Raw genomic sequence first — 26690 nt, 5'->3', positions numbered from 1 at the left:
CTCAGGCCTGCTTGCGCATGTCGAGATCCCTGCTCAGCATCAGCAGCACTTGCGCGGAAGCGGCGCGCAGCTGCGCCTTGTACTGGTTGATGCCGCGGCTGAGCACGTTATAAATGACGACGGCGGGTATCGCCGCCACCAGGCCCAGCGCTGTCGCCAGCAAGGCTTCCGCGATGCCGGGCGCTACTGTCGCCAGATTCGTGCTCTGGCTGACGGCGATGCCGATAAAACTGTTCATGATGCCCCACACGGTGCCGAACAGGCCGACGAACGGCGCCACGGCGCCGATGCTGGCCAGCAGGCCGATGCCGTGCGTCATGCCGCGCACCTGCTGCGCAATGAGCTGCTCCTGGCGAAAGCCGGCCCGCTCCTTCAGGGCTACCGCCGGGGCATTGACGTGCGACAGGCTCAGCTCCTGCTGCACATCGTCGAGTAGTTGCCGCGCCAACGATGTGCTGCCCGCCCCCTCCACTTTGGCGGCCGCATCGGGCAAGGAAGTGGCCGACTTCAGCATGGCGACGGCTTGCGCCGCCTCGCGCCGGGCTTGCAGCAAACTGGCGCCCTTCACCAGCAAGACCACCCAGGTGGCCAGCGCGGCGATCAGCAAACCGATGAGCACGCTTTTGACGACCTGGTCTGCGGCGAAAAACATGCCCAGCGGCGACATGTCATGGGGCAAGGCGGACGCTTGCGCGGTGGCGTGACAGAGGGAAAGAACGGCACCGCAGCTGGCGGCTTTGATACGGAGGATACGCATGAGAACTTTGACAGGTAACAGGCATGGCTGCGCCAACGGCGCGCACGCGCATGCAAAAAAATCGGACGGACTACCTGGCTGCTGCGGGGGAGCTTGCTGGGGGAGAGTGCCGGGCAGAACGCCCGGCGGACATACAAAAAATTATTTGGCGCTGGCGACGGCAGGTGCAACAACCGGCGTGAACCAGACAAAATCCGCCTGCGGCGCCAGCACCGTGGCGCCCTGCTGTGCCAGAACCAGCACCAGCGGCGCGGGGCCACCCGTCAAGTCCTGCACGTGCAGCGGCACGCCCAGGTCCTTGTGCGCATGGTAGGCGCCGGCGATCAGCACGGCCGGCGCGGGCGCGGCCAGCAGGCGCTCGGCCATGCGGCGGTCGCGCTGCTGCTGCACCGACAGCATGGCGGCCAGGCGCGGCTCATCGATCTGGTTGTCATGCATGACGCGGATGATGTCCTTCAATTTGTCATGCACCTTGCCATCGTTGGCCAGGTTCGAGTGCTTGCCCTGCACGGCCGGCTTGTCGATAAACAGTTGCTTGATCTCGCTGCGGTCCAGGTTGGCCGACCAGACGGGATACGGCGCGCGCATCACGGTCATGACCAGGTCGCCATATTGTTCCCACTTCCAGCTCGGCTGCCAGGCCAGCAGCTCGGCCACGTGTTCGGGGCGCACCACGGGATCCGTCTGCAGCCACGGCTTGACCTTGTCCACCTTGGCTTGTTGGTCCGGGTTCAGCATTTCCAGCAGCACGCTGCCTTGCGGGCGCTGGCCCTGCAGTTGCTGCAGCAGCCATTGCTCGATCTGGTGATGGCTGAGCTGGTCATGCTGTTCGCCGACAATGATCCTTGGCGCGGTGGCCAGCTGGGCCAGCAATTGTTCGGCAGTCACGCGCTGGCCGCTGCGCAGGTCGACGATCTCGCCCAGCTGGCGCACGTCTTGTACAGTAGCGGACGCTGTGGCGGCGCCGGTGGCCGTGCCTGCAACCGGGGCGACGCTGCTGCAGGCGCCCAACGCCAGTACGCAGGCGGGCAGGACGGCAGCGAGGGACAAGGGGAATTTCATGGGCATGGCCTTTCGGGTGGAAGCACGCATTGCAAAATAACTACTGGCGGGCATTTTAATGGAAATGATTCTCATTTACAACCAATGTACGCTGAACCAGACAGATTTTTTTACAACTGGCAAAAATCAAAATGGTGCTTCGGTGAAATCCCCGGGCGCGGAGTAGAATAAAAAAAACGGAGGACTCGCGTGAATCAAACTGACCAGTTGGCGGTACTGAAAAAACCGCTGCCAGAATCCCTTGCTGCCGTACTTTCCCTGATCTTTGCCGACCGCTTTTCCATGACACAAGCCATGCGCGCACACCATGGCCGCGACGAATCGAGCTATCCTCCCATGTTACCGGACGCCGTCATCTTCGCCCATTCCACCGAGGAAGTGGCGGCCGCCGTCAAGCTGTGCAGCGCGCACGACGTGCCCGTCATCGCCTACGGCAGCGGCACTTCGCTTGAAGGTCACGTGCTGGCCCTGCATGGCGGCGTGACGATTGATCTGTCGCAAATGCACCAGATGGTGGCAGTGAATAGTGAAGACTTGACGGCCACCGTGCAGGCGGGTGTGACGCGCAAACAGCTCAATGAAGAAATCCGCGACACGGGCCTGTTCTTCCCCATCGACCCCGGCGCCAATGCGTCGCTGGGCGGCATGGCTGCCACGCGCGCCTCGGGCACGAACGCCGTGCGCTACGGCACCATGCGCGAAAACGTGCTGGCCCTGACGGTGGTGACGGCCGATGGCCGCATCATCAAGACGGGGACCAGGGCGAAAAAATCGTCGGCCGGCTACGACCTGACGCGACTGTTCGTCGGCAGCGAGGGCACGTTGGGCATCATCACGGAAGTGACGGTAAAACTGTATCCGCTGCCGGAAGCGATCTCGGCGGCCGTGTGCTCGTTCCACGGCACGGGCGAGGCCGTCAGCGCCGTGATCCAGACCATCCAGATGGGTATTCCTGTGGCGCGGGTCGAGTTTCTCGATGAAAATGGCGTGAAAGCCATCAATGCCTACGACAAGATGGCGCTGCCGGAGAAACCCTTGTTGCTGTTTGAATTTCACGGCACGCCGGCCAGCGTGGCCGAGCAAGCGCAGCTGGTGCAAGCCATCACGGCGGAACACGGCGCCAGCGATTTCGAGTGGGCCAGCCGCCCGGAAGACCGCTCTCGCCTGTGGGCCGCGCGCCACAACGCCTATTTCGCCCTGTTGCAGATGCGTCCCGGCAGCCGCGCCATTTCCACCGACTGCTGCGTGCCGATTTCGCGCCTGGCCGAATGCATCCTGGCCACCAAGGCCGATTGCGAAGCGCAGGGGCTCGTCTACGCCATCATCGGCCACGTCGGCGACGGCAATTTCCACGTGCAGATGCTGGTCGACCCGGACGACCCCGCCGACATCGCGCGCGCGGAAAAGGTCAACAGCGACATGGTCACGCGCGCCATCGGCATGGATGGCACCTGCACGGGAGAACATGGCGTGGGCATGCACAAGATGGCTTTCCTGGTGGAAGAACATGGTGCAGGTGCCATCGACACCATGCGCGCCCTGAAACACGCGCTGGACCCGAAGAACATCATGAATCCGGGCAAGATCGTGCGCTGGTAATCAGGCCGTCAATTCCATGCGCATCGGCACGAAGGCGATGCCATCCATTTCCACCTTCGGCCCCGTGGCGACAAAGCCCAGGCTGGTGTACAGGGGCAAGGCATACATCGAGGAATTGACGGTAAAGGCCGTCACATCGCCTTTGGCCAGCGACGCATCGCGGGCAGCCTGCCACAGCCGGCGCGCCATGCCGCGCCGGTGCAGGGCGCGCGGCACGAACATGTGGAACAGATGCGTGTTGTCGCGCATGGCCACCACGCCGGCCAGTGCGCCGTCGATATGCGCGAGCTGATACGCGTAGCGCGACTGCGACAGATAGCCTTCGATGGCCGGCTGGCGGCAGTGTTCGATGAACTTTTCCGCCCCCGCGCCATCAGGGTGCAAGGTCAGAAAGGGCATCAGGTCGTCGATCAGGGCGACGATGGCGGGCGCGTCGGCAACCAGGGCGGGACGCAATGTCGGTTCGGGCAAAGTAGTCATATAACAATCATGCCATCAGCTGGATAATGTTGACAAGCATCAACAGAAATCCCGGCTGCTGGTGCGCAAGCGCCCCAGCAAATGCGACATGTCGACCAGGCGCTTGGCCACCAGATTGCGCACGATGCCTTCGCGCTGCCACACGCCGTACACGCCCAGCAGCGGCGCGCTCAGTACTTCGCGTCGCTGGCTTTCCACCAGGTCGGGCCAGACGATGACGTTGACGGTGCCCGTCTCGTCTTCCAGGGTCATGAAGATCACGCCCTTGGCCGTGCCCGGACGCTGGCGCACGGTGACGATGCCGCAGGCGCGCGCCAGTTGGCCATCCGTGTAGCTGGCCAGCGCGGACGCGGGCAGGAAACGCTGTTCCAGCAATTGCCTGCGCAGCAGCGCCAGCGGGTGGCGGCCCAGGGTCAGGCCTTGCGCACGATAGTCGCTGACGATGCTCTCGCCTTCCGTCGGTGCGGCCAGTACGGGCAAGTCTTCCTCTTGCGTGGTGACGCGCAGCAAATCCTTGTCAGGCACGGCGCCGGCCGCCTGCCATAGCGCCTCGCGCCGGTGGCCAGCCAGCGCGTGCAGGGCGTTGCCAGCAGCCAACACCTGTAAGTCATGACGGTCCAGGCCGCCACGCCGCGCCAGGTCGGCCACGTCGACAAAGGCGGTGATGGCGCGCGCATCCTCGATGCGCAGGGCCGCCTCGGCGCGCATGCCGAACAGACTGTTCAAGCCCAGGCGCACGGCGGGCGCCGCTCCCTTGCCTTCTTCCAATACCGCTTCCCAGCCGCTGATGGACACGTCGACGGGCAGCACGTGTACGCCATGCCGGCGCGCATCCTGCACCAGTTGCGAGGGGCTGTAAAAGCCCATGGGCTGACTGTTGAGCAAGGCGCACAGAAAGGCGGCCGGCTCGTGGCATTTCAGCCAGGAACTGGCGTACGTCAGCAGCGCGAAACTGGCCGCGTGCGACTCGGGAAAACCGTATTCGCCAAAGCCCTCGATCTGGCTGAAGATGGCCTCGGCAAACTTTTTCTCATAGCCATTGTCCACCATGGCATCGACGATGCGGTCATGGTAATTGTTCATGCCGCCCTTGCGTTTCCAGGCCGCCATGGCGCGCCGCAACTGGTCTGCCTCGCCGGGCGTGAAATCGGCCGCAATGATGGCCACCTGCATCACCTGCTCCTGGAAAATCGGAATGCCCAGGGTACGTCCCAGCGCCTTTTCCAGGCCCTTCGGATAGTCGACAGGTTCTTTCTGCTGGCGCCGCTGCAGATACGGATGCACCATGCCGCCCTGGATGGGGCCGGGACGCACCAGCGCCACCTCGATGACGAGGTCGTAGAATTCACGGGGGCGCAGCCGGGGCAGCATGCTCATCTGGGCGCGCGACTCGATCTGGAACACGCCGATGGTGTCGGCCTCGCACATCATGTCGTAGGTGGCGGAGTCTTCGGCAGGGATATCCTGCAGGCGAAACTCCTCGCCGCGCCGCGCACTCACCAGTTCCAGCGCGCGGCGCAGGGCCGACAGCATGCCCAGCGCCAGCACGTCGACCTTCATCAAGCCCAGCTCCTCGAGGTCATTCTTGTCCCACTCGATGACGCTGCGCTCGGCCATGCTGGCGTTTTCAATCGGCACCAGTCGCGACAATTTTCCTTGCGCAATCACAAAGCCGCCCGGATGCTGCGACAGATGGCGGGGAAAACCCAGCAACTGCTGCGCCAGGCCGGCCCACTGCTGCGACAATTCCGCCTCCGGGTCGAGCCCGCATTCGGCCAGGCGCTCCAGCAGATCGCGCTTGCCATCGAACCAGCGATGCGCCTTGGCCACTTTTTCCACGATGGCCAGGTCGATCCCCAGCGCCCGGCCGCTGTCGCGCAAGGCGCTTTTCGGCCGGTAGCTGATCACCACGGCTGCCAGAGCGGCTCGTTCGCGGCCATATTTTCCGTAGATATATTGAATCACTTCTTCGCGCCGCTGGTGCTCGAAGTCGACGTCGATGTCGGGTGGCTCGTTGCGTTCGCGCGACATGAAGCGTCCGACCAGCGAGTTGCCCCGTGCCGGGTCCACTTCCGTGATGTGCAGGCAATAACAGACGGCCGAATTGGCGGCCGAGCCCCTGCCCTGGCACAGGATGTTTTGTGAGCGGGCAAAGCGCACGATGTCGTACACGGTCAAAAAGTATGCTTCATACGACAGCTCGGCGATCAGTTCCAGCTCCTGCTCGATCTGCTCCTGCACGTTGGCCGGAATACCCAGCGGAAAGCGAAGGCGCGCACCCGCATACGTCTCTTCGCGCAGATAGGTCGCCGGCGTGTGGCCGTGCGGTACCAGCTCGACTGGATAGTCATAGCACAGGCTGTCGAGGGAAAATGTACACTTCTTGGCGATGCGCAAGGTTTCCGCAAGCGCCTGCGGCGGATACACATTGGCAAGGCGCAGGCGCGCGCGCAGATGCTGCTCCGCATTTTGCGCCAGCGCGTAGCCGCACTCGCCCACGGGTTTGCCCACGCGGATCGCACACAGGGTGTCGAGCAGGGGCTTGCGCGAACGCACGTGCATGCACACATGGCCCACAGCCACCACGGACAAGCCCTGCGCCTGCGCCGCCGCCTGCACGGCGCTGCGGTGCGCGTCATCCTGCGCCCGCTGCAGCAGGTTCAGGCCAATCCAGCTGCGCTCGCCGCCAAAGGTAGCCGCCATCCACGCCCCCTGCGCGCGCACGGTTTCCGGCTGGGCCGGATAGCTGGGCAGCAAGATCATCAGGCAGCCGGGCAAGCCCTGCAAATGGGCAAACTCCGCCGAAGGCGCGGCGAAATCATCAGGCGTCAGCAAATAGCTACCCTTGGCCGCCCGCGTGCGCGCCATGGTGATCAGTTCCGACAAATTGCCGTAACCGTCGATGTCTTGCACAAGCGCCAGCAAGGACAGGGCCGGACTGCCGTCGGCCTGCGTCAAGTGAAAGTGCGCGCCGATAATCAAGGGGAAACCAGCCCGCTTGGCCGTCGCATGGGCGCGCACGACGCCCGCCAGCGAGCACTCGTCCGTGATGGCCAGCCCCTTGTAGCCTAGTTGAACGGCGCGCGCCACCAGCTCTTCCGCATGCGAGGCCCCATGCAGGAAGCTGAAATTGCTCAGGCAGTACAACTCAGCATACTCGGGTAAGACTGCGCCCCACATGATCTACCTCAATACTGTATATAAACACAGTATATTATACTTATCTGGAATCGGGCTTATCGTTTATGCTGATGTTTTACCTTGCACATCATCCGCCATGATCGTCCACTTATTAAAATGTTTCGGCGCCGCACCCGGTGGCGGCAATGCGGCGCTGGTCGTGGAGAACGACGACAGCAGCGAAACGGCGCGCCAGCAATTCGCCCGCGAGCGCAATGTGAGTGCCTGCGTCTTCCTCGACCGGCAAGCGGACGGCGGCATCGTGCTTGACTATTTTTATCCGCACACGCGCAGTCCCCTGTGCCTGCATGCCACCCTGGCCGCCGCGCATGTGCTGCTGACGGCGCCTGGCGCCCCGGCAACCCTGACGGTAAGCACGGCCATGCGCGGGCAAGCCTTGCAGCTGGAGTGCAACGCCGCCGGTCTATTCATCAGCCTGGCGCCGCAGCCGGCGCCTGCCGTCATGCTGGAAAAATATGTGCCGTCCGAACTCATGGGCCAACACATGCACTTGCTGTCGCCGCCCGTCATCGCCTCTGTCGGCAGTCCGAAGCTGCTGCTGGAAGTGGCCGACCGCACCATCCTGCGCGCGCTGCGGCCGAACCTGGAACTGATCGCCGACTGGAGCGCCTTGCACAAGGTCAACGGCTGCTATGCGTATTGCCGCACGGGCGAGCACGAGTACGAAGGGCGCAACTTCAACCACCTCGATCCGGCGCTGGAAGACAGCGCTACGGGTGTGGCGGCGGGCGCGCTGGCAGCGCATTGGCAACAGTCGCTGAGCCTGCATCAGGGCCACGTGACGCAGCAGCCGTGTTTGATCCAGGTGCAGTACAGCGCGCAGGCCATCCGGGTGGGCGGCATGGTGCAACGCAGCACCTGAATGGGGCATGCCGCACCAGCGCAAGGCAAGCCAGGCAGCGACGAAAAGATAATCAACCAGGAAACAACAGTTACAGCAAATTTGTAATAACAAAACAAAGTATCGCTGGTGAATGCTGAAATGATGGCACTAGAATCAAGTCACGAATCTTGCTCATCAGCCACTTGGAGATACTGCGTGCCGACCCTCACCACCTTGCGTAAAGCAGTCCTTATCAGCCTGTACGGCAGCGCCGCCCTGGCCGTTTTCAGTCCCGCCGCCATGGCCCAGAACACGGAAGCGGCCGCCACGGACGGCCCCGTGCAAACGGTCAGCGTGGTCGGCTCGCGCCGGGTTGCCAGTTCCGCCACCGATACCATGGTGCCGGTCGATATCATTCCCATTTCCAAGGTGGCCGAACAAGGCGGCCAGTTTGACCTGGCGCAATCGCTGCAATACATCTCGCCCTCGTTCAACTCCACGCGCCAGACGGGCGCCGACGGGGCCGACCTGATCGATTCGGCCGCCCTGCGCGGCCTCGGCTCCGACCAGACCCTGGTGCTGGTGAACGGCAAGCGGCGCCACACGACGGCCCTGGTCAACCTGTTCGGCGCGCGCAACCGCGGCAACACGGGCACGGACATGAATGCGATTCCCTTGTTGGCGATCAAGAACGTGCAAGTGCTGCGCGACGGCGCCGCCGCCCAGTACGGCTCGGACGCCATTGCCGGCGTGATCGACATCGAACTGAAGAAAAGCCTGGGCTGCGAAGCGGTGGCCGGCTACAGCCAGTATTCCGAAGGCGACGGCAAGAATTACATGACCTCCGCCTATTGCGGCATCGCGCTGGGCGACAAGGGCACCCTGGCCATCACGGGCGAATACCTGGACCGGGGCCGCTCGAACCGGGCCGATGCGGACAGCATGCGCATCATCGGCGACACCAAGTCCAAAAACAAGACCCTGTACGTGAATGGCGACTACGCCACCAGCGGCACGGGCAAGCTGTACTTCACGGCCGGCGCGCAGACGCGCGACGCGTCCAGCGCCGCATTCGGCCGGGGCGGCATCGGCAGCGACGACATTCCATCGCGCAATTCGGCCGCCATGTATCCGGACGGTTTCGTGCCTTTCATTAACGGCAAGATCGACGACCAGTACGCCACCATCGGCCACCGCAGCCAGATCGGCGAATGGCATGCGGACTTTTCGCAAACCTATGGCTACAACAAGATGCGCTATGACATCAGCCATACCTTGAACGCCTCGATCGCCAATCTCGACCTGATGAACGGCGGCAAGGGCATCAGCGCCAGCAGCTATGACGCGGGCGGCTTCTCGTTCCAGCAGCTGACCAGCAACGCCGACTTCAGCCGTTACTACGACACAGTGATGCGCGGCATGAACGTGGCTTTCGGCGCCGAATACCGCAGCGAGGAATACAAGATCATGGCCGGCGAACCGGGCTCCTACAGCGACGCCGACGGCGTGGGCGTGGGCGGCAATGCGGGCAGCCAGGGCTTTCCCGGCTTCCAGCCCGGCGACGCCACCAAGGCCAAACGCCACAGCATCGCCGCGTATGGCGACGTGGAACTGGACTGGACGGAGCGCCTGAAGACCCAGGCCGCCCTGCGCTATGAAAAATTCAGCGACTTTGGCTCCACCGTGACGGGCAAGCTGGCCGCCAGCTATAAAGTGGCGCCGAACGTGCTGCTGCGCGGCTCGGCCAGCACGGGTTTCCGCGCGCCATCGTTGCAACAAGTGTATTTCTCGTCCACCTTCACCGACTTCATCGGCGGCGTACCCACCGACGTGGTGCTGGCGCCGAACGGCGGCGCCGTCGCCAACGCGGCCGGTATTCCGAAGTTGAAAGAGGAAAAATCCACCAGTTTTACCTTGGGCACCACCTGGACGCCAACGCAAGCCATTTCCGTCACGGCCGACCTGTACAACATCAAGATCAAGGACCGCATCGTGCTGTCGGGCCGCTTCAACGCGGACAACTACCCGGACCTGGCCGCGCGCCTGGCCCTGCTGGGTGTGGGCGAGGCGCAATTCTTCGTCAACTCCATCGACACGCGCACGCGCGGGCTGGACCTGACGGCCTCGCACAAGGGAGAATTGGCCGGCAACCGCCTGAACACCTTCCTGGCCTTGAATTTGAGCAAAACGGAAGTGACGAAAGTCAAGACGCCCGCCTCGTTGACGGGCTTCGAGGATGTTCTGCTGTCCGAGCGCGAACGCCTGTTCATCGAGCAGGGCGGCCCGCGCGCGAAAGCCACCCTGGGCTTCGACTACATCACGGGCAAGCTGGAATCCGACCTGCGCATCATCTATTTTGGTCCGCAAACCCTGGGCACCTTCAGCGGCACGGCCGAAGGCGTACCGAACGCACGCTATGCGGCCAAGACCTCGGCCGACCTGAGCTTCACCTACAGCATCAGCAAAAATACCAAGCTCACTTTTGGCGGCAACAACATCTTCAACGTCAAGCCGACCACGCAAAACGCGGATGAAACGGATAACGGCTTCAAATACGACAGCGTGCAGTTCGGCCTGAACGGCGCCTCGTATTTCGGACGGCTGTGGGTGAAGTTCTGATCACCGTGTCCGCATAAGAAAACAGCGGCTGCGCCAGCATGGGCAGCCGCTGTTGTTATATCGGCATACGCAATTCAATGCTCATCGCCCGCATAGATCCACATCGGTTCTGTTTTCCCTGCCCGCACGAAGCCCACAGATTCATAGAACGCGATGGCCTTGCCGTCCGCTGTCAGCATTTGCTGGTGAAACCCCGAATATTTTTCCAGCATTGCCGCCATCATCCTTCTGCCGACGCCCTGGCCTTGCGCCATGGGATCGACGAGCATATGCGGGAAGTAGACCACCAGATAGCCATCGGAAATGGCATTGCCGATGCCAATTAATTTGCCATCTGCGCGGGCCGTCACCAGGCTGTGGGAATTGCGCAATGCGGCCATCAGCTCCTTGGGCTTTTCTGCGGATGACCAGTGATTGGCCTTGTAGATGGCTATCACTTCTTGCTCGGTAATCACATCATTCATGGAAATTTGCATCGGCACGGCCTTCTTTATGGATGGCGCTGACCTTCGCAATGGGAAGGTCCAAGCGTTTCGACAACATCAACATCTATTGTATCGATCCACGTCCCACCAGTTTCATAACTCATACACTCCCATGCTCCAGTAGCGGCTGCCTTGCCTGTTGCGGGCAAGCCACCCCAATGCCTGCAGCTCTTTGCCGATCAAACGATTCATGATGCCATGTCCGACCAGCAGCACAGGCCCATTGGCGGCAAGCGCGACAAGCCGCTCTGCGGCAGCCCTGGCGCGCCGCCGGGTTATCGCTAGCGAGTCCGCACCGCGCGCATAACCGAACAACCAGAGCAGGCGAAAAATCACTGCCCAGACTTGAGACGGCAACCAGGGCGCTTTCCAGAGGGCAAAGGGAAGCCCGGCCTCAATAAAAATCGCCTCTTGCATGAACGGCAATTCGCCCAATGCCCTCGCCGAGGAGCATGCCCTGGGTGCCGTGCTTGCCACGATGGTCGACGCGGAAAGCGCTGCCACAGGGCATTCCGCAGGGATGTCATTGTCTTCAATGACGGATTGATTGTAGCGATCAATCCACTGTCCCATTTGCATGGGCGCTATCCAGCGCCCCTTGGCGAGTCGGGGCTCGCCGTGACGCATCAGTGTTATTCGCATGTTCAGTTGAATCGCCTCGCCCATTTATCGGCCTGCCTCATTGCCCCGGCGGCTCCCAGCCAGCACGGCCGCCGTGAACAATCTTTGCCCTGCGGCAGAAAGAACGGATAATAGCGGCTAACTTACTTATGCACATATTGGATTACCATGGAAATTAAAGTCAACTTTCTCGACAAGCTGCGTCTCGAAGCCAAGTTCGACGATTTTACGGTCATCGCCGACCAGCCCATCCGCTACAAGGGCGATGGTTCGGCCCCTGGCCCGTTCGATTACTTTTTGGCATCGTCGGCACTCTGCGCGGCCTACTTCGTGAAGTTGTATTGCGATACGCGCAATATTTCCACGGAAAATATCCGTTTATCGCAAAACAATATTGTCGATCCTGAAAACCGCTATCAGCAGATTTTCAAGATCCAGGTCGAGTTGCCGGCCGATATCTCGGCCAAGGATCGCCAGGGCATCCTGCGCTCGATCGACCGTTGCACGGTGAAGAAAGTGGTGCAAGCGGGGCCCGAGTTCGTCATTGAAGAAGTCGCGAATCTGGATGCCGATGCGCAATCCTTGCTGATGCTCAATCCGGCCGGCGAAGCCAGCACCTATATTGTGGGCAAGGACTTGCCGCTGGAACAGACCATCGCCAATATGTCTGGCCTGCTGGCGGGCCTCGGCATCAAGATTGAAATCGCCTCGTGGCGCAACATCATTCCGAATGTATGGTCGCTGCATATCCGCGACGCGCATTCGCCCATGTGTTTCACCAACGGCAAGGGCGCGACCAAGGAAAGCGCGCTGGCGTCGGCCCTGGGCGAGTATATCGAGCGCCTCAGCAACAACCATTTCTACGCCGGATCTTTCTGGGGTAACGACATCGCCAACGCGGCATTTGTCCATTACCCGAACGAGCGCTGGTTCAAGCCGGGCCGCAAGGATGCGCTGCCGAAAGAGATTCTCGACGCCTACTGCCTCGACATCTACAACCCCGATGGCGAGCTGCGTGGCTCGCACCTGATCGACACCAACTCCGGCAATGCCGAGCGCGGCATCTGCTCGCTGCCGTATGTGCGCCACTCCGATGGCGAGGTCGTGTATTTCCCGTCGAACCTGATTGAAAACCTGTACGTCAGCAATGGCATGAGCGCCGGCAATACCCTGGTTGAAGCGCAAGTGCAATGCCTGTCGGAAATTTTCGAGCGGGCCGTCAAGCGCGAAATCCTCGAAGGCGAAATCGCCCTGCCCGACGTGCCGCAGGACGTGCTGGCGAAGTATCCGGGCATTGTGGCCGGCATCGCCGGCCTGGAAGAACAGGGTTTCCCCGTGCTGGTGAAAGATGCGTCGCTGGGCGGCGTGTACCCGGTGATGTGCGTCACCCTGATGAACCCGCGCACGGGCGGCGTGTTTGCCTCGTTCGGCGCGCACCCGAGCCTGGAAGTGGCGCTCGAACGCAGCCTGACGGAATTGCTGCAGGGCCGCAGTTTTGAAGGCTTGAACGACTTGCCGCAGCCGACGTTTGCCAGCGAAGCCGTCACCGAGCCGAATAACTTTGTCGAACACTTCATCGATTCGAGCGGCATCGTCTCGTGGCGCTTCTTCAGCGCCAAGGCCGATTACGATTTTGTCGAGTGGGATTTTTCCGGCCACGGCGAGAACTCGAATGCCGAGGAAGCGGCCACCCTGTTCGGCATCCTCGCCGACATGGGCAAGGAAGTGTACACGGCCGAATATGACCAGCTGGGCGCCACCGCCTGCCGCATCCTCGTGCCCGGCTATTCGGAAGTGTATCCGGTCGAAGATTTGATCTGGGATAACACCAACAAGGCGCTGCTGTTCCGCGCCGACATCCTGAACTTGCACGGCCTGGACGATGCCAGCCTGGAAGACCTGCTCGAGCGCCTGGAAAACAGCGAGCTCGACGAGTACGGCGACATCGCCACCCTGATCGGTATCGAGTTTGACGAAAATACCGTGTGGGGCCAGCTGACGACCCTGGAATTGAAGCTGCTGATCCATCTCGCCTTGCAGCAATTCGAGGAAGCGAAAGAGCTGGTGGAAACCTTCCTGCAGTACAACGACAACACGCTCGAGCGCAAACTGTTCTATCAAGCCTTGAACGTGGTGCTGGAAGTGGAACTCGATGACGAGCTGGAGCTGGACGATTACGTCGTCAATTTCCGCCGCATGTTTGGCAACGAACGCATGGACGCGGTGCTGGGCTCGGTGGACGGCAGCGTGCGCTTCTTCGGCCTGACCCCGACCAGCATGCAACTGGAAGGCCTCGACAGGCACCAGCGCCTGATCGACAGCTTCAAGAAACTGCACGCGGCGCGCGCCAAGGCGGCGGCCACAAGCAGCTAAACTGAGCAGGCACAAGCGCTGAACCTGTTCGGCGCCCCCAATTGCATCAGCCATGGGAAATTATTCTAGGGCAACGACTGGCTGGACGATGCGCTGGCGCATGCGGCGGTCGCACGGTCACTGTCAATGTGAAACCTGACGCTGTTTTCAGGAACGACGTGCGCAAGAAGCAGCCTCAGCAACACACCTGCGCACTCGTTTCTACACCTTCCCCGCATGAAAATAGCGCCATGACAAAAAAATAATTAACTTGTAGTTGCTTGGGATTGCACGTACATTTCCCTTCGGTAATTGCATGTATGCCATGCAAGGAGGAGCGAAATGAAAGCATTTCCTGCGCTGCCATTATTGGCGCTGCTATTGAGTGGATGCGGCTTTGCACCGCCCAATGCCTATCCGATCTTTCGCATGCCCAGCAACGCGGAAAGCAATGCGCTGACCGAGAGCGTGCAGAGCAATACCTTGTTTGGCGCTCCCGCCACGCTGGCAGAGAGCAAGATATTATTGCTCAAACAAAGATTCTGGTATTTGAAGCTGGCCGAGGATAGCCAGCGCGCCATCTACAACCAGAGCGACTGGGCTTTGACGGGCGGCGCCATCGGAACCGCGGGCGGCCTGCTCAAATCGCTGCCGACAGCGGCACTGGGCGCCGTCATCGGCGGTGGCGCCGGCCTGGTCGCTTCGCGCTACTCACTGGACCAGCAATCGACGCTCTACGCCAAGGCGGCCGACAAGGTGGCCTGCCTGAGCGTCGTCCTGTCGAACTATGAGCAGCGCAAGCGTCCTGTCGCAAGCGTGATCGCCTGGCCCGACAGCATCGAACAACAAACCACTTCTTCGCTCAATGTCGCCTGGCTCTCGGTGCTGGCAGAACTGCGTGCATCGCTGCAAGTGCTCAAGCCGCAAGAAGTAAGCATCAAGCAAGTCATCGACCTGCGCGACCGCTATGCCAGCAACAACATTTTAGTCAACAGTACAGGAAATACTCTCTCGGCCGCCCTGCTCCAGCAGGAACAGGCGCTTCAGCTCCTGCAGAAACAGTCGCGTCAGATACAGGCCAGGGAAATCAAAGAGCCGAGCAAGGCAGCCCAGCTTGCCGCGCTGGCTGCGGCGAACGAGAGGAGTGAAGCCGTTCGCATCGCTCAATTGGCCCAAATTACGGCTTTGGGCGAGCTTGCCCTGGACGAAATCGACTCCTGCGTCCTGATCGGCAAACCCAAGACGGAATAATCACTTGCTGCGAACTTTCACCCGATTGCGATGACCAACCCAGATTGCGATGAGAAACGGAGCATACCCATGGATAAGCAACTGATCGACCAGATCATCGCAGCGGCCAATAGCGATGCACGGCTGCATGCAGCCCAGCAGCGCGCGGCCGTGGCGCTTGATCTGGACGATGCGCAACCGCCATTGCTCAATGGCTGCGCGGCAACATTGAGCGCACTGCTGATCTCCGTCGGCGTGGATATTCCCCTCACCTTGGGCGCAGGGCACCTGGCGCAACGCCTTGGCGGCAGCGGCGGCAAATCGCGCCGCTGGCAGCGCATCGGCGTAGGCGAGCAGCAGGCCGGCGACGTCGGTGTCACGTATGACCTCAAGAGTCCGCCTGGCGCCGACCACATCTACCTCGTGGCGGAACGCCTCGACGCCGATGCCATGCGCATCGCCGACAACCAGCAGGCGCAGACCCATATACGCCATGCCTCAGGCAATGGCAAAACGCCCACCGAGTATTTCCTGCGGCCCAGCGGTCCGGACATCGCCGCCGTCCCGCTGACGGTATCGGCCTTGCCGCTGCCAGCGCATTTGCCCGCCCAAGTACCGGCCCAGCTGCAGGAAACCATACTGGAAATTGCCGCCCATTCCGAACTGGCGCGTTACGACTGGCCCGGCCGCGGCGTCGCGCCGGCAGGCTACATCAAGGGCATGGCCCTGGCATTTGCCAAGGCGTACCACAACTGGCTAGAAAACGATGCCACTGCCGTGAGAATGGCCGCAGCCGCGCATGGCAACGACGACAACGATGCGCTGGACTGGTATGGCGGGCAATTCGCGGCCTTGGGCATGCAGAATGACAAGGATGGCGCCGATACGCTGCGGCATCTGTATGTCCTCCTGACGGGCCTGGGCATGCGCGAAAGTTCGGGCCGCTATTGCGAAGGCCGCGACAAGGATGCCCACAATACGGCGGCAAACACGGCGGAGGCGGGACTGTTCCAATCCAGCTATAACCTGATCGGAAAATCTGCCCTGATGCAGCAGATATTCACCTCGTATGCGGGTTCCACGGAACTGCTATCGGTCTTCCAGGAAGGCGTGCATTGCAAGCCCGCCGATCTGGAAAATCATGGTTCGGAAAAGAATGGCCTGGCATTCCAGCAACTATCGAAGTCCTGCCCCGCCTTCGCCGTCGAACTGGCAGCCCTGGGGCTGCGGCTCAGGCGCAGCTTATGGGGACCCATCAACGGCAAGACGGCGGAACTGCGCTTCGAGTGCGACTGGATGCTGCTGCAGGTACAGCATGCGGTGAAGCAGTCCATACAATAGAGGCGGGCAGCGGCCACCACGCGCGCATCGGCTCAGGCGCCGGCCAGCGCCGCGATCTCTTTCTGCATGTTCTCGATCGCCCGCTCGTTATATTGGTCGGCGAAATACGCATCGCCAAACAGCTGGCCCGCCTGCGCCTTGCTGCACAGGTGCTGCAGGGCCAGGCCCCGCTGCTCGTTGAAGCGCACGGGGTCGACGTGCGCGTATTCGCGGACGATGGCTTGCGTGTAGGCTAGATACACCTCTTCATCCTGCCCCAGGATGGCCAGGTCGGCGCTGAGCATGGCGTCTTTCAGCGCGTGGCTGATGCCCGGCCCCTGGAAATGGTCGGTGGCGCGTATCAATTGCGCCACATCAAGGTTATCGCCCGCATCAAGGCCGCTTGCCAGCCACAACTGGGCACTCGCCTCTTCGCTGGAATACAGGGCATCGTCGTCGTGGCTGTAGACGGCGTCGTGGAACCAGAACGCCTTCTTGACCAGCGCGCTGTCACACTTGGGCGCAAAGGTATTGTCGGCCCACACGCGGATCTCGGACAAGCCGTGCACCAGGTGGTCGAGGTTGTGATAGTGGCGGTCCGCGCCGCCATACGCATGCGGCCCCGTCAGGTGGGCGAACCAGTGATCCGCCAGCGCGATGTCGTCTGACGAGGCGGTGGCGTAGTTCCACAGCGCTTCCCACTCCTTGCGCAGGCAGTCGAGTATCCACGCCTGGTAGGCGGGACCGGGGACGAATTTCTTCATGGTCCAGTTCCAGCCCACGGGCCCTTCCAGCGCCTTGACGAAGCTGGAGCTGACGGAACCGAGGTCGCGCGGCGGCATGACGAAGATCGTCTTGGCGCCCTGCAGCACGTCCACATTCGTTTGCTGGATCAGGTTTTCATAGTCGAAATCGGCCGTCGTGCGGATGCCGCGGATCAGGTAGTCGCAGCCATGCTTTTTCGCCGCGCGGGCCGTGTAGTCGCCCTTGACGATGACCACCTGCACATTGTCCCAGCCGCACTCGCGCGCGCTCTGTTCGATGATGCGCTTGCGGTCTTCGGCGGGAAATTGCGGCTTCTTGGCGGGATTTTGCGACAGGAACACGATCACCTCGTCGGCGAGCGAACGCGCCTCGCCGATCACCCACATGTGGCCGTTGGTGATGGGATCGAGGGTTCCTGAAAAGCCGATCTTCTGCATGCTGCGCTCCGTTTGCTTGATTGCTTATTGCGCAGACAATATATGCCAGCGGCGCGCGCGTCAATGCAACAGGCCAAAGATCATGATCAAAACGTCATTTTTTCACGGCTTGCGGGAACTCCACGCGCACGCACAGGCCGCCCAGGCGCTCGGATTTGTCCAGCACCAGGCGCGCGCCATGGCGCTCGGCGATGGCCTTGATGATGGCCAGCCCCAGGCCGCTGCCGTTGGCGTCCGTGCCGGGCACGCGGTAGAAGCGGCTGAAGACGCGCTCGCGCTCCTCGGGCGGGATGCCAGGGCCGCTGTCTTCCACCGACAAGGTCACGCCGACGGGGCTGGCGCGCAGGTCGATATCGACCGTGCCGCCCTGCGGCGTGTACTTGATGGCGTTGTCGACCAGGTTGCGCAGCATGATGTTGAGCGCATCGGCCTGCCCCGCCACCTTGGCCGGGTCCATGTGATGCAGGCCAAGGTCGATCTTGCGCGCCTGCGCGATGCCGGCCATGTCGCCCAGCGCCCGCTTGACGACATCGTTCAAGTCCACCGCCTGCAGCTGGTCGCCGCTGGCGGCACTGGCTTCCTGGCGCGCCAGCACCAGCAGCTGCTCGACCAGGCGCGTGGCCCGCTCGATGCCGGCGCTGACGCGGGAAATCGCCAGGCTGCGTTTTTCTTCCGATTCGGCCCGTTCCAGGCTCAATACCTGCAGTTTCAGGGCAGCCAGCGGCGTGCGCAATTCATGCGCGGCGTCGGCAACAAAGTGCTGCTGCGCGTCGAACGCCGTTTTCACGCGCCCGAACAGCAAATTCAATTCATGCACCAGGGGGCGCACTTCGTCAGGCAAACCCGCTTCCGAGACGGGCGACAGGTCGTCAGCCTGACGCGCCGCCACCTGCTTGCGCACGCGCGAGACGGGCGCCAGCGAACCGCTGACGACCCACCAGACGACCAGCATCAGGATAGGCGCCATCAGCGCGATGGGACCGACCGTGCGCAGCGCCAGGCTGCCGGCCATGCGCTTGCGCACGGCCATGTCCTGGGCGATCTGCACGGTCTGGGAACTGGTTTGCACGGAAAAGATGCGGTAAGTCGTGCCGTTGGCTTTCACGTTGGAAAAGCCCAGCACGGCGCGCTGCGGCAGTTCCGCGCGCGTGATCGAACGGAACACCTGCACGCCGTCCGGCGTCCACACCTGCACCACCATGTCGTTGTTGACGGGGTCGGCCGGCAAGGCTTGCGCATGGTTGGCCAGCGGCGCGCCGGAGCGCAGCGACAGGGCCATCTGCTGCATGTGGTAATCAAAAATCTGGTCGGCGTCGTACAGGGCGCTGCGGTAGGCGATCGACGCTTGCGCCAGCGCCGCCATGATGATGGCCGCCAGCAAAAACCACAGCAGGCGGCCGCGCAGCGAATGCGTCACCGTGACCTTCATCCTCATGCCTTGGGCACCATATAGCCAAGGCCGCGCACGTTCTGGATCAAGTCGCTGCCCAGCTTCTTGCGCAAGCCATGGATATACACTTCCACGGCATTGCTGTTGACTTCATCCTTCCAGCTGTACAGCTTTTCTTCCAGCTGCGCGCGCGACAGCACGATGCCGGGACGGGCGATCAGCGCTTCCAGCACGGCCCATTCGCGCGCCGACAGGTTGACCGGGTGGCCCTCGGCGATCACTTCGCGCGTCAGCGGATTGATACTCACGCCCTGGTGCTCGAAGATCGGTTCCGGCCGCCCCGAGGCGCGCCGCAGCAGGGCACGTATGCGCGCCAGCAATTCGTCGAGGTCATACGGTTTCAGCACGTAATCGTCGGCGCCCGCGTCGAGGCCGGCGATGCGCTGCTCGACGGCGTCACGCGCCGTGGCCACCAGCACGGGCGTGTCCAGCTTGCGCAAACGCATCGAGCGCAGCACGTCGAGGCCATCCTTGCGCGGCAAGCCCAGGTCCAGCAGCACCAGGTCATAGGTCTGCGTCTGCAGGGCCGTGTCGGCCATGTCGCCATCCTTGACCCAGTCCACCGCGTAATGCTCGGCGCGCAGCAAGTCGAGCACCACCTCGCCGATCATCGTGTCGTCTTCTACCAGCAATAAGCGCATGGTTTGCCTCTCTATCTCGTTACTCGTGTGTTCAACCCAGGCGTACTGGAATGAATATCTTGTCGGGGCCGCGCTGGATCAGCAAGGCGACCGACTTGGCGGATTTTTCCACCACGTCGCGCACCTGCTCGACCGTGTTGACGGGACGGCCATTGACCGACAATAGCACGTCGCCCGGCTGCACTCCGGCATTCGCGGCGGCGCCGCCCGCGTCTTCCACCAGCAGGCCGGCGCTGATGCCCGCCTCGCGTTTTTCATCCGATTGTAACGGACGCAGGGCCAGGCCCAGCTTTACCTTGCCGGCTGCGCTGTCGCTCTTCGCCACTTCGGCCACCTTGTCGGCCGCATTGCCCAGGGTCGCCGTCAGGCTGACGATCTTGCCGTCACGCCAGACATCCATGCTGATCTTGTCGCCTGGCAAGGACGTGCCCACCAGCGCCGGCAAGTCCGCCGAGCCGATGATGCGCTGGTCATTGACCTTGCGCACCACGTCGCCCGACTTCAGGCCCGCCTTGTCAGCCGGGCTGCCCCGCTCCACATTGGCCACCAGCGCGCCTTCCGGCGTGGCCAGCTTGAACGAGTCGGCAAAGCCCTGGTTGACTTCCTGCACCGTCACGCCCAGCTTGGCATGGCTGGCCTTGCCCGTGGCGACGATCTGGTCCTTGATGCGGCCGGCCAGGTCGATGGGGATGGCGAACGACAAGCCCTGAAAGCCGCCCGTCTGGCTGTAGATCTGCGAATTGATGCCGACCACTTCGCCGCGCGTGTTGAACAGCGGACCGCCCGAATTGCCGGGGTTCACCGCCACGTCCGTCTGGATGAAGGGCACATTGCTGTCGTCCGGCAAGGAGCGGCCCTTGGCGCTGACCACGCCGGCCGTCACCGTGCTGTCGAAGCCATAAGGAGAGCCGATGGCCAGCACCCACTCGCCCACTTTCAGGTCGCTCGAATGGCCGAGCGGCACGATGGGCAGATTGTTAGCGTCGATTTTCAATACGGCAATATCGGTCTTCGGATCTGTGCCCAGCACCTTGGCGCGGAATTCGCGGCGGTCGTTGAGCTTGACGGTCACTTCGCGCGCATCGCGCACCACGTGGGCATTCGTCATGATGATGCCGTCCGGGCTGACGATGAAGCCGGAACCAAGGCCATGCGTCGGTACGTCGCGGCCACCGCGCTGGCCGCCTTGCGGCCCCTGGAAGCGGCGGAAAAATTCGAGGAACGGGTCGTTGCCGAAGTCGTCATTGCCGGCCTGGGCCGAGGGGTCATAGGCCACCTTGGTGCTGCCCGTGACGCTGATATTCACCACGGCGGGGCTGTTGCGCGCGGCGATCTGGCTAAAGTCGGGCAAGGCTACCAGCGGCGAGGCCGCGGCAGGCGCGACAGCGGCGGCCACGGGTGCTGCGGCGGCGGCCGCTGCGGCATTCGCGCCGGCATTGTTCTGATGCACCACCATGGCGCCGCCGGCGCCCAGCACACCGATCGCGGCCAGCGCGGCTACGGTGCGTTTGATTTTCAGGGATGCGGTATTCGTTTGCTGTTCCATGAATTGCTCCTCATTCAATGAGATTTTGATGTATGCAATAGTGGGCCACGAGTCTTAGGCGGTGCTTAACATTTTTCCATTTGGAAACAAGCATTTGCGCCTTTAAGCAGGGTTTAATCTTGCCTGCCGCACGCAGGTTGCATGGCGATCAAGGAGTACCCGAGCGGGCTCCGGACGTGACACTGGCCGGATCAACCGGCCAGTATTTTACTGCATGGAAAGAGCCTACCTGGGCGCCCGAGGGGCGCCGGGGTCAGCTCGGCTCAGATCAGGCTGCCTGGCGCTGTTCCAGCACGCTGACGGTATCGCCGCCGCTGCCGATCTCGATCTTGCGCGGTTTCAGCGCTTCCGGCACTTCACGCACGAGATCGATGGTCAGCATGCCGTTTTCAAACGTGGCGCCCGTGACCTTCACATGGTTGGCCAGCTGGAAACGCTGTTCGAAATCGCGGGCAGCGATGCCGCGGTGCAAGAACGTGCGCTCGACGCCATCTTTCTGCTTGCGGCCCGTGACGTGCAGGGAGTCGCGTTCCGTGATGATGTCGATCTCTTCGCGCGAGAAGCCGGCCAAGGCCATCACGATGCGGTACTTGTCTTCCGACACCAGTTCGATGTTGTATGGGGGGTAGCTCGGTTGCGCATCGGCGCGCTGTTCGTTGAGCAGCTGTGCCAGGCGGTCAAAGCCAATGGCGGAACGATACAGGGGAGCAAGGTCAAAAGTACGCATGATAACTATCCTTTTCAAATGAAGCGATAAGAGGGGCGGATCTCACCGTGAGCATCCGCCTGTTACCGATATACGGCCTGTCAACGCCCTTTCAAGGCCTTGAAATTGGCGAAAAGCGCCCCAGACGGCGAAGAATTTGTAAGAAATTTTTACATGGCCCATCCAGGGGGATTTTGCATGGCGTCCCCCATGCGGTGCCGGCTTTTGGTGTATGCTGGCGGCATGAATAATGACACCGACATCCAGCTCAGCGGCCCCTTCAAGGCCACCGACGGCTCCGGCCGTGCCCACGACATCAAGGCCATCCGCATCTTCGACGAAGGCTACGGCATCATCGACGTCTACGTCGATTTCGCCGCCCCGCTCGAAGCGGGCGCCTACAAGGACAAGACCCTGGTCGGCCACATCCTGGCCCGCCTGCGCAGCCTCGGCTACGTGGGCCCCGACTTCGGTCATGGCGACCTTGGCCTGCAAGACAAGAAACTGATCGTCCTGGAAGCGCCCGAGGAATTTTCCGCCTTTGCAATCAGTAAAGGCTGGAAGGATCTTTCGGCAGAATTCGACGAGGACTAAGCCGTTTTCTCCCCATCTGCGCCGTACCCGCATCTTGCCGGTACGGCGTTTTTCATGGGCGACCGCTTAGTTCAGCTTAGTTGATATAACGCGCGCTCCAGGCGGCAATCACATTAGCGACATAGGCGGCGTCATCGCGCCCCGTCAATAAATGGTCGGCATCGTCGAGCGAAACGAAGCTTTTCGGGTGCTTGGCTGCCGTAAAGATCTCCATCGCGTTCGACAGGCTCACCGTCGTGTCGTTCGGTGCGTGCATCACCAGCAGGGCGCGGCGCAGGCCGGCGATGTGCTCTTTTAAACTGTGGCTGCCCGCGTCGTCGACGAATTGCTGGCGGATGCGGAAGGGCCGCCCTTCCAGCTGCACCAGCGCCTCGCCTTCCGCGGCGATCTGCTCCAGGTGCGCGCTGAACATGCGCGTCACGTAGGCGGGCGTGCTCGGGGCGGCCAGGGTGGCGATGGCGATCGCTTCCGGCACTTGCGACGCGGCAGCCAGCACGGCGGCGCCGCCCAGGCTATGGCCGATCAGCAATTGCGGGGCCGCATGTTTTGCACGCAGGAAATCGGCGGCGGCGACCAGGTCGTCCACATTCGACGAGAAATTGGTGGCGGCGAACTCGCCCTCGCTGGCGCCCAGTCCCGTGAAGTCGAAGCGCAGCACGGCGATGCCGTGCTGCGTCAAACCTTGCGCGATACGCCGCGCGGCCAGCACGTCCTTGCCGCAGGTAAAACAGTGGGCGAACAGCGCGTAGGCGCGGATGGCGCCGTCGGGCGCATCGAGGCGCGCTGCCAGCACATGGCCGTGCGCACCGGGAAAATCTTGCCGGGTGGATTTCATTGTCTCAGATCAAAGCTGCCGCACAGGGCGGCCGATGACGCATTGTAGCGCCGGCCGGCCACAGCTGTTTTAGCCACGCGATGGGATGTCGACACCCTTGATGACGGCTGGCCTGGCCAGAAACGCGTCCAGCGCGCGCTGCACATTCGGGAAGCTGCTGAAACCGACGAGATCGCCTGCGCCATAGAAACCCACCAGGCAGCGCACCCACGGGAAGATGGCGATGTCGGCAATCGTGTACTGACTACCCATGATCCAGTCGCGGCCCTGCAGGCGCTGCTCGAGCACGCTCAGCAGGCGCTTGGCCTCGCCGATATAGCGTTCCAGCGGCCGCTTGTCCTCATAGTCCTTGCCGGCAAATTTGTGGAAGAAGCCCACCTGGCCAAACATGGGGCCGATACCGCCCATCTGGAACATCAGCCATTGGATCGTTTCATAGCGCAAGCCCGCGTCCTGCGGGATGAACTTGCCCGTTTTCTCGGCCAGGTACAGCAGGATGGCGCCCGACTCGAACAGGGCCAGCGGCTTGCCATCGGGACCGTCCGGGTCGAGGATGGCGGGAATCTTGTTGTTCGGATTGAGCGACAGGAAGGCGGGCGACAGCTGGTCATTTTGTTCGAAGCTGACCAGGTGCGGCTCGTACGCCAGGCCCAGCTCTTCCAGCAGGATGGAAACCTTGATGCCGTTCGGCGTCGGCAGCGAGTACAGCTGCAGGCGTTCCGGATGCCGGGCAGGCCATTTTTGGGTGATGAGGAAGTCGGAAAGTTGGGACATGGGAATCCTTATTGAGATGGTTGACGCGGGGCAAGAGAGCAAGTATAGCCAAGCATGGCAGTTTCAGCAGGACAGCGCATTCAGCCAAACAAGCCATGCAAAAACCAGCGCGGCGCGGCGTCTTCTCCGCTGCCTGCGATGCGTTCGCGGTAGACCCAGTAATGGGCGTGGTCGAGGCCTTCGGCGATGAAATAATCGCGCGCCTGCGACTGGCCCCACCAGCCTGCCTCGATGCGCTCGGCGACAGACACCATTTTCAGGGGCGAGCCATAGAACGGCCGGTGCTCGCGCATCAGCAGGGCGATAGGCTGGGCCAGCAGCCAGCCGGGACGGGGCATGCCGGACAAGCCGGGCGGCAAGTCGGGCACCGTGTTCCTGCCGCCTGGCTTGGCCGGCAACGGCAGCCACTGGTTGGCCGCCTCGGGACGGTAATCGGCGCGCGGCGCGGCCTGCAAGACATTGTCGCTCCCCAGGCGCGCCACCAGCAATTCCAGCAAGCGCTGGCGCTCCTGCGGCGTACCGCCCGGTTCGGGGAACAGGGTATCGCTGGGCGGCGCCATCGGCTGCACCTGCAGCGCTTCCAGAGTAAGGCCGATCACGGGCGCGTCCAGCACCAGCTGCGCCAGGCGCTCCTTGAGCAGGCGCACCAGGTGCTCGTCGCGCCAGACGGCCTCGCCCAGCGCCAGGTCGATGACGGTGGGCGGACGCGCCACCCTGCCCCGCTCGTGCGCCAGCAGCAACTGTATGCGCTCGACGGAAAATTGCCGCGCGCACAACCAGCCCGTCATTTGCTGCAGCAGCCGGCGCGCGCCGAACAGCAGCGCGTCGGCGTGCTCCACGCGGTCGAACAATTCCAGGCTGGCGCGGAACGTGGGCGGCGCTTCGAGCCATACGAACAGTTCCGTGCTGTGGCCATGCGCGTCGTCGAGCATGTCCAGCAAGGCCCCGCCGCAGCGGCGCTGCAAGCCGGGCCGCGGCAAGTGGCGCAACTGCCCCAGGGTGCGGCAGCCGATGCCCTCGAACCAGTCCAGATAGGCGCGCGCGGGCGGCAGCAAGGCGCACGGCAGGCCGTCGAGACGGCGCACCAGGCTGGCCATGCCCAGCACGCGGCCCCGGCGCGTGCCGGCGCGCGCCAGCAGCCAGGCGCCGCGCGCCGTGGGGGCGCACGACAGCTGGGCCGTGTAGCCGAGCGCGCGCAAGCTGGCCGCGATCTGCCGGCACAGGGCGCGCACGCCACCAAACAGGCGCAGGCTGGCGCCCGCATCGACCAGCAGGGTCGCTTCCTCGCCCTGCGCCACCAGCGGCGAGTATTGCAGCAGCGCCAGCGCCACCGCCTGCAGCGCCTGCGCTTCCAGTTCAAGCGAGCGCTCGTGCAGGCGCGCCTGCGGCGCCAGCATCAGCGCGCCGGCGCGGCGCATGCCCGGCCGGATACCGGCCGCCCGCGCCAGCGGCGACAGGGCCATCACTTGCTCCTGCTCCAGCACCACGCCAAGGCTGTCAGCCGACCAGCGCGGGCAAAATACTTCGAGCGGAAGCCGGGGCAGGCACAGGCCGATCCAGAGTCGCATGGCGTGGCAATAATGAAGGAGGTTGCAGGGGCAGGAACAGGGGCGCGTCGCGCTGCGGTCCCCGGCGTTTGATGAAGCCGATCTCGATGCCGCCGGCGGCCGGGCGCACGGACAGGCGCAGCGGCGCCGGCGACGCATCCTGCGCGCCGTGCAAGGGGCGCAGCATGCAGAACAGGGTATTGCCTCCTTGCGCAGCCAGGTGCAGGCGGCGCAGGCTGTCGGCGCGCACGTGCGGCTGCCAGAACAGCAAGGCGCCGCAACTACCGCTGCGCAAGATGTTTTCCGCCGCCCACAGGGCATCCTTGCTGCCGGCGCTCTTGAGCCACAGCAGCTGCGACGGCGCCAGTCCCTGCGCCGCCAGGGCCAGCGCCTGCGGCGGATGGGGCGGCTGCAGCAGCACGATAGGCAAGCCCGGCAGCTGCGCCAGCGCGGGCGCCAGCAAGCGCAATTCGCCGCTACCTGGCTGCTGCACCAGCAGATCGATGAGGCTGCCGCTGGGCCAGCCGCCGCCGGGCAACTGCGCGGACAGGGCGGCAAAGCCCGTGTCCAGGCAGCGCGTGGCGCCCTGCCCCAGCTGCGATGCGCGCCATAAGGACGGGTGCAAGGCTTCCGGCGAGGCCATCAATTGAGAATGTTGCATAATTGAATATGAAGATGAATACTGTATGCATATACAGTACTATCCGGTCCTGCTTTTGGCAAGGCTTATCTGCGCAGCGCCTGCCCGGAGGCCGCTCCGCCATGTCCGAAAAACCCCGTTTCTGGCATCGATTGCTGTACCATAAGCACTCTCCTTACCGCTCGGCAATGCACCGGGCGGCTTCC

The 26690-nt window shown here is 62.8% G+C and carries 22 protein-coding genes; 7 read left to right on the top strand and 15 right to left on the bottom strand.

Going from position 1 to position 26690, the window contains the following annotated elements:
* Position 1 precedes the first annotated feature (1 nt).
* Both exbB and SJI03_RS20595 read right to left on the bottom strand, forming a co-directional pair.
* Positions 2–757 (bottom strand): tonB-system energizer ExbB, encoded by a 756-nt coding sequence (exbB, locus tag SJI03_RS20600; RefSeq protein ID WP_322428391.1) that lies wholly within the window; start codon positions 755–757, stop codon positions 2–4.
* A gap of 141 nt (positions 758–898) precedes the next feature.
* Positions 899–1819 carry a ChaN family lipoprotein gene (locus SJI03_RS20595; RefSeq protein WP_322428390.1) on the bottom strand — a complete coding sequence of 307 codons (921 nt, stop codon included), beginning with the start codon at positions 1817–1819 and terminating at the stop codon, positions 899–901.
* Positions 1820–2008: 189 nt separating this feature from the next.
* Here SJI03_RS20595 and SJI03_RS20590 point away from each other — a divergent pair, with 189 nt between their 5' ends.
* Positions 2009–3418, top strand: coding sequence for an FAD-binding oxidoreductase (locus SJI03_RS20590; protein WP_322428389.1), 1410 nt, complete (start codon positions 2009–2011; stop codon positions 3416–3418).
* Here SJI03_RS20590 and SJI03_RS20585 read toward each other — a convergent pair whose 3' ends face one another.
* The gene (locus SJI03_RS20585; protein WP_322428388.1) at positions 3419–3898 is read right to left on the bottom strand and encodes a GNAT family N-acetyltransferase; all 480 of its coding nucleotides are present in this window, start codon (positions 3896–3898) and stop codon (positions 3419–3421) included.
* Between the two features lie 39 nt (positions 3899–3937).
* Positions 3938–7078 (bottom strand): error-prone DNA polymerase, encoded by a 3141-nt coding sequence (locus SJI03_RS20580; protein ID WP_322428387.1) that lies wholly within the window; start codon positions 7076–7078, stop codon positions 3938–3940.
* 97 nt (positions 7079–7175) lie between these two features.
* Between SJI03_RS20580 and SJI03_RS20575 the strand changes: the two genes are divergently transcribed.
* Together SJI03_RS20575 and SJI03_RS20570 are read left to right on the top strand one after the other, a co-directional pair.
* Positions 7176–7961: a PhzF family phenazine biosynthesis protein gene (locus SJI03_RS20575; RefSeq protein ID WP_099379078.1), complete on the top strand. Its 786-nt coding sequence runs from the start codon at positions 7176–7178 to the stop codon at positions 7959–7961.
* Between the two features lie 177 nt (positions 7962–8138).
* Positions 8139–10541 carry a TonB-dependent receptor plug domain-containing protein gene (locus tag SJI03_RS20570; protein WP_099379077.1) on the top strand — a complete coding sequence of 801 codons (2403 nt, stop codon included), beginning with the start codon at positions 8139–8141 and terminating at the stop codon, positions 10539–10541.
* Positions 10542–10615: 74 nt separating this feature from the next.
* On the opposite strand, the gene SJI03_RS20565 is transcribed toward SJI03_RS20570, so the two are convergent.
* Complete coding sequence (locus tag SJI03_RS20565; protein ID WP_199534441.1) at positions 10616–11005, bottom strand: GNAT family N-acetyltransferase; 390 nt, start codon at positions 11003–11005, stop codon at positions 10616–10618.
* A 114-nt stretch (positions 11006–11119) separates the two neighbouring features.
* The gene (locus SJI03_RS20560) at positions 11120–11692 is read right to left on the bottom strand and encodes a hypothetical protein (protein WP_322428386.1); all 573 of its coding nucleotides are present in this window, start codon (positions 11690–11692) and stop codon (positions 11120–11122) included.
* 123 nt (positions 11693–11815) lie between these two features.
* Here SJI03_RS20560 and SJI03_RS20555 point away from each other — a divergent pair, with 123 nt between their 5' ends.
* The 3 genes from SJI03_RS20555 to SJI03_RS20545 all read left to right on the top strand — a co-directional run bounded on the left by SJI03_RS20555 (position 11816) and on the right by SJI03_RS20545 (position 16570).
* On the top strand, positions 11816–14020 hold the full coding sequence (locus SJI03_RS20555; protein WP_322428385.1) for an OsmC domain/YcaO domain-containing protein: 2205 nt from the start codon (positions 11816–11818) through the stop codon (positions 14018–14020).
* Positions 14021–14341: 321 nt separating this feature from the next.
* Positions 14342–15250, top strand: coding sequence for a hypothetical protein (locus SJI03_RS20550; RefSeq protein WP_322428384.1), 909 nt, complete (start codon positions 14342–14344; stop codon positions 15248–15250).
* A gap of 69 nt (positions 15251–15319) precedes the next feature.
* Positions 15320–16570, top strand: a complete 1251-nt coding sequence (locus SJI03_RS20545) for a hypothetical protein (protein WP_322428383.1) — start codon at positions 15320–15322, stop codon at positions 16568–16570.
* A 32-nt stretch (positions 16571–16602) separates the two neighbouring features.
* Here the strand turns inward: SJI03_RS20545 and coaD are convergent, their stop codons facing one another.
* From coaD to SJI03_RS20520, 5 genes are all read right to left on the bottom strand, one after another.
* Positions 16603–17751: a pantetheine-phosphate adenylyltransferase gene (gene coaD, locus SJI03_RS20540; protein ID WP_322428382.1), complete on the bottom strand. Its 1149-nt coding sequence runs from the start codon at positions 17749–17751 to the stop codon at positions 16603–16605.
* Positions 17752–17845: 94 nt separating this feature from the next.
* Positions 17846–19180, bottom strand: coding sequence for an ATP-binding protein (locus SJI03_RS20535; protein ID WP_099379071.1), 1335 nt, complete (start codon positions 19178–19180; stop codon positions 17846–17848).
* Between the two features lie 2 nt (positions 19181–19182).
* The gene (locus tag SJI03_RS20530) at positions 19183–19842 is read right to left on the bottom strand and encodes a response regulator transcription factor (protein WP_010400558.1); all 660 of its coding nucleotides are present in this window, start codon (positions 19840–19842) and stop codon (positions 19183–19185) included.
* Positions 19843–19873: 31 nt separating this feature from the next.
* The gene (locus tag SJI03_RS20525; RefSeq protein WP_322428381.1) at positions 19874–21388 is read right to left on the bottom strand and encodes a Do family serine endopeptidase; all 1515 of its coding nucleotides are present in this window, start codon (positions 21386–21388) and stop codon (positions 19874–19876) included.
* Between the two features lie 268 nt (positions 21389–21656).
* Positions 21657–22115: an Hsp20 family protein gene (locus SJI03_RS20520; RefSeq protein ID WP_035821223.1), complete on the bottom strand. Its 459-nt coding sequence runs from the start codon at positions 22113–22115 to the stop codon at positions 21657–21659.
* Between the two features lie 222 nt (positions 22116–22337).
* On the opposite strand from SJI03_RS20520, the gene SJI03_RS20515 reads away from it, so the two are divergent.
* Positions 22338–22688, top strand: a complete 351-nt coding sequence (locus SJI03_RS20515; protein WP_035827997.1) for a hypothetical protein — start codon at positions 22338–22340, stop codon at positions 22686–22688.
* Between the two features lie 76 nt (positions 22689–22764).
* On the opposite strand, the gene SJI03_RS20510 is transcribed toward SJI03_RS20515, so the two are convergent.
* The 4 genes from SJI03_RS20510 to imuA form a co-directional block, all read right to left on the bottom strand.
* Positions 22765–23523 carry an alpha/beta hydrolase gene (locus SJI03_RS20510; RefSeq protein WP_322428380.1) on the bottom strand — a complete coding sequence of 253 codons (759 nt, stop codon included), beginning with the start codon at positions 23521–23523 and terminating at the stop codon, positions 22765–22767.
* Between the two features lie 69 nt (positions 23524–23592).
* Positions 23593–24297, bottom strand: a complete 705-nt coding sequence (locus SJI03_RS20505; RefSeq protein WP_322428379.1) for a glutathione S-transferase N-terminal domain-containing protein — start codon at positions 24295–24297, stop codon at positions 23593–23595.
* Between the two features lie 80 nt (positions 24298–24377).
* Positions 24378–25865, bottom strand: a complete 1488-nt coding sequence (locus SJI03_RS20500) for a DNA polymerase Y family protein (protein WP_322428378.1) — start codon at positions 25863–25865, stop codon at positions 24378–24380.
* Positions 25795–26505 carry a translesion DNA synthesis-associated protein ImuA gene (gene imuA / locus SJI03_RS20495; RefSeq protein WP_322428377.1) on the bottom strand — a complete coding sequence of 237 codons (711 nt, stop codon included), beginning with the start codon at positions 26503–26505 and terminating at the stop codon, positions 25795–25797. The genes SJI03_RS20500 and imuA overlap by 71 nt, the downstream gene beginning before the upstream one ends.
* Positions 26506–26690: the final 185 nt, after the last annotated feature.

This window comes from Janthinobacterium sp. GMG1 (assembly GCF_034427795.1).
Lineage (GTDB): Bacteria > Pseudomonadota > Gammaproteobacteria > Burkholderiales > Burkholderiaceae_D > Janthinobacterium.
This window is presented reverse-complemented; position numbering and strand designations above follow the sequence as displayed.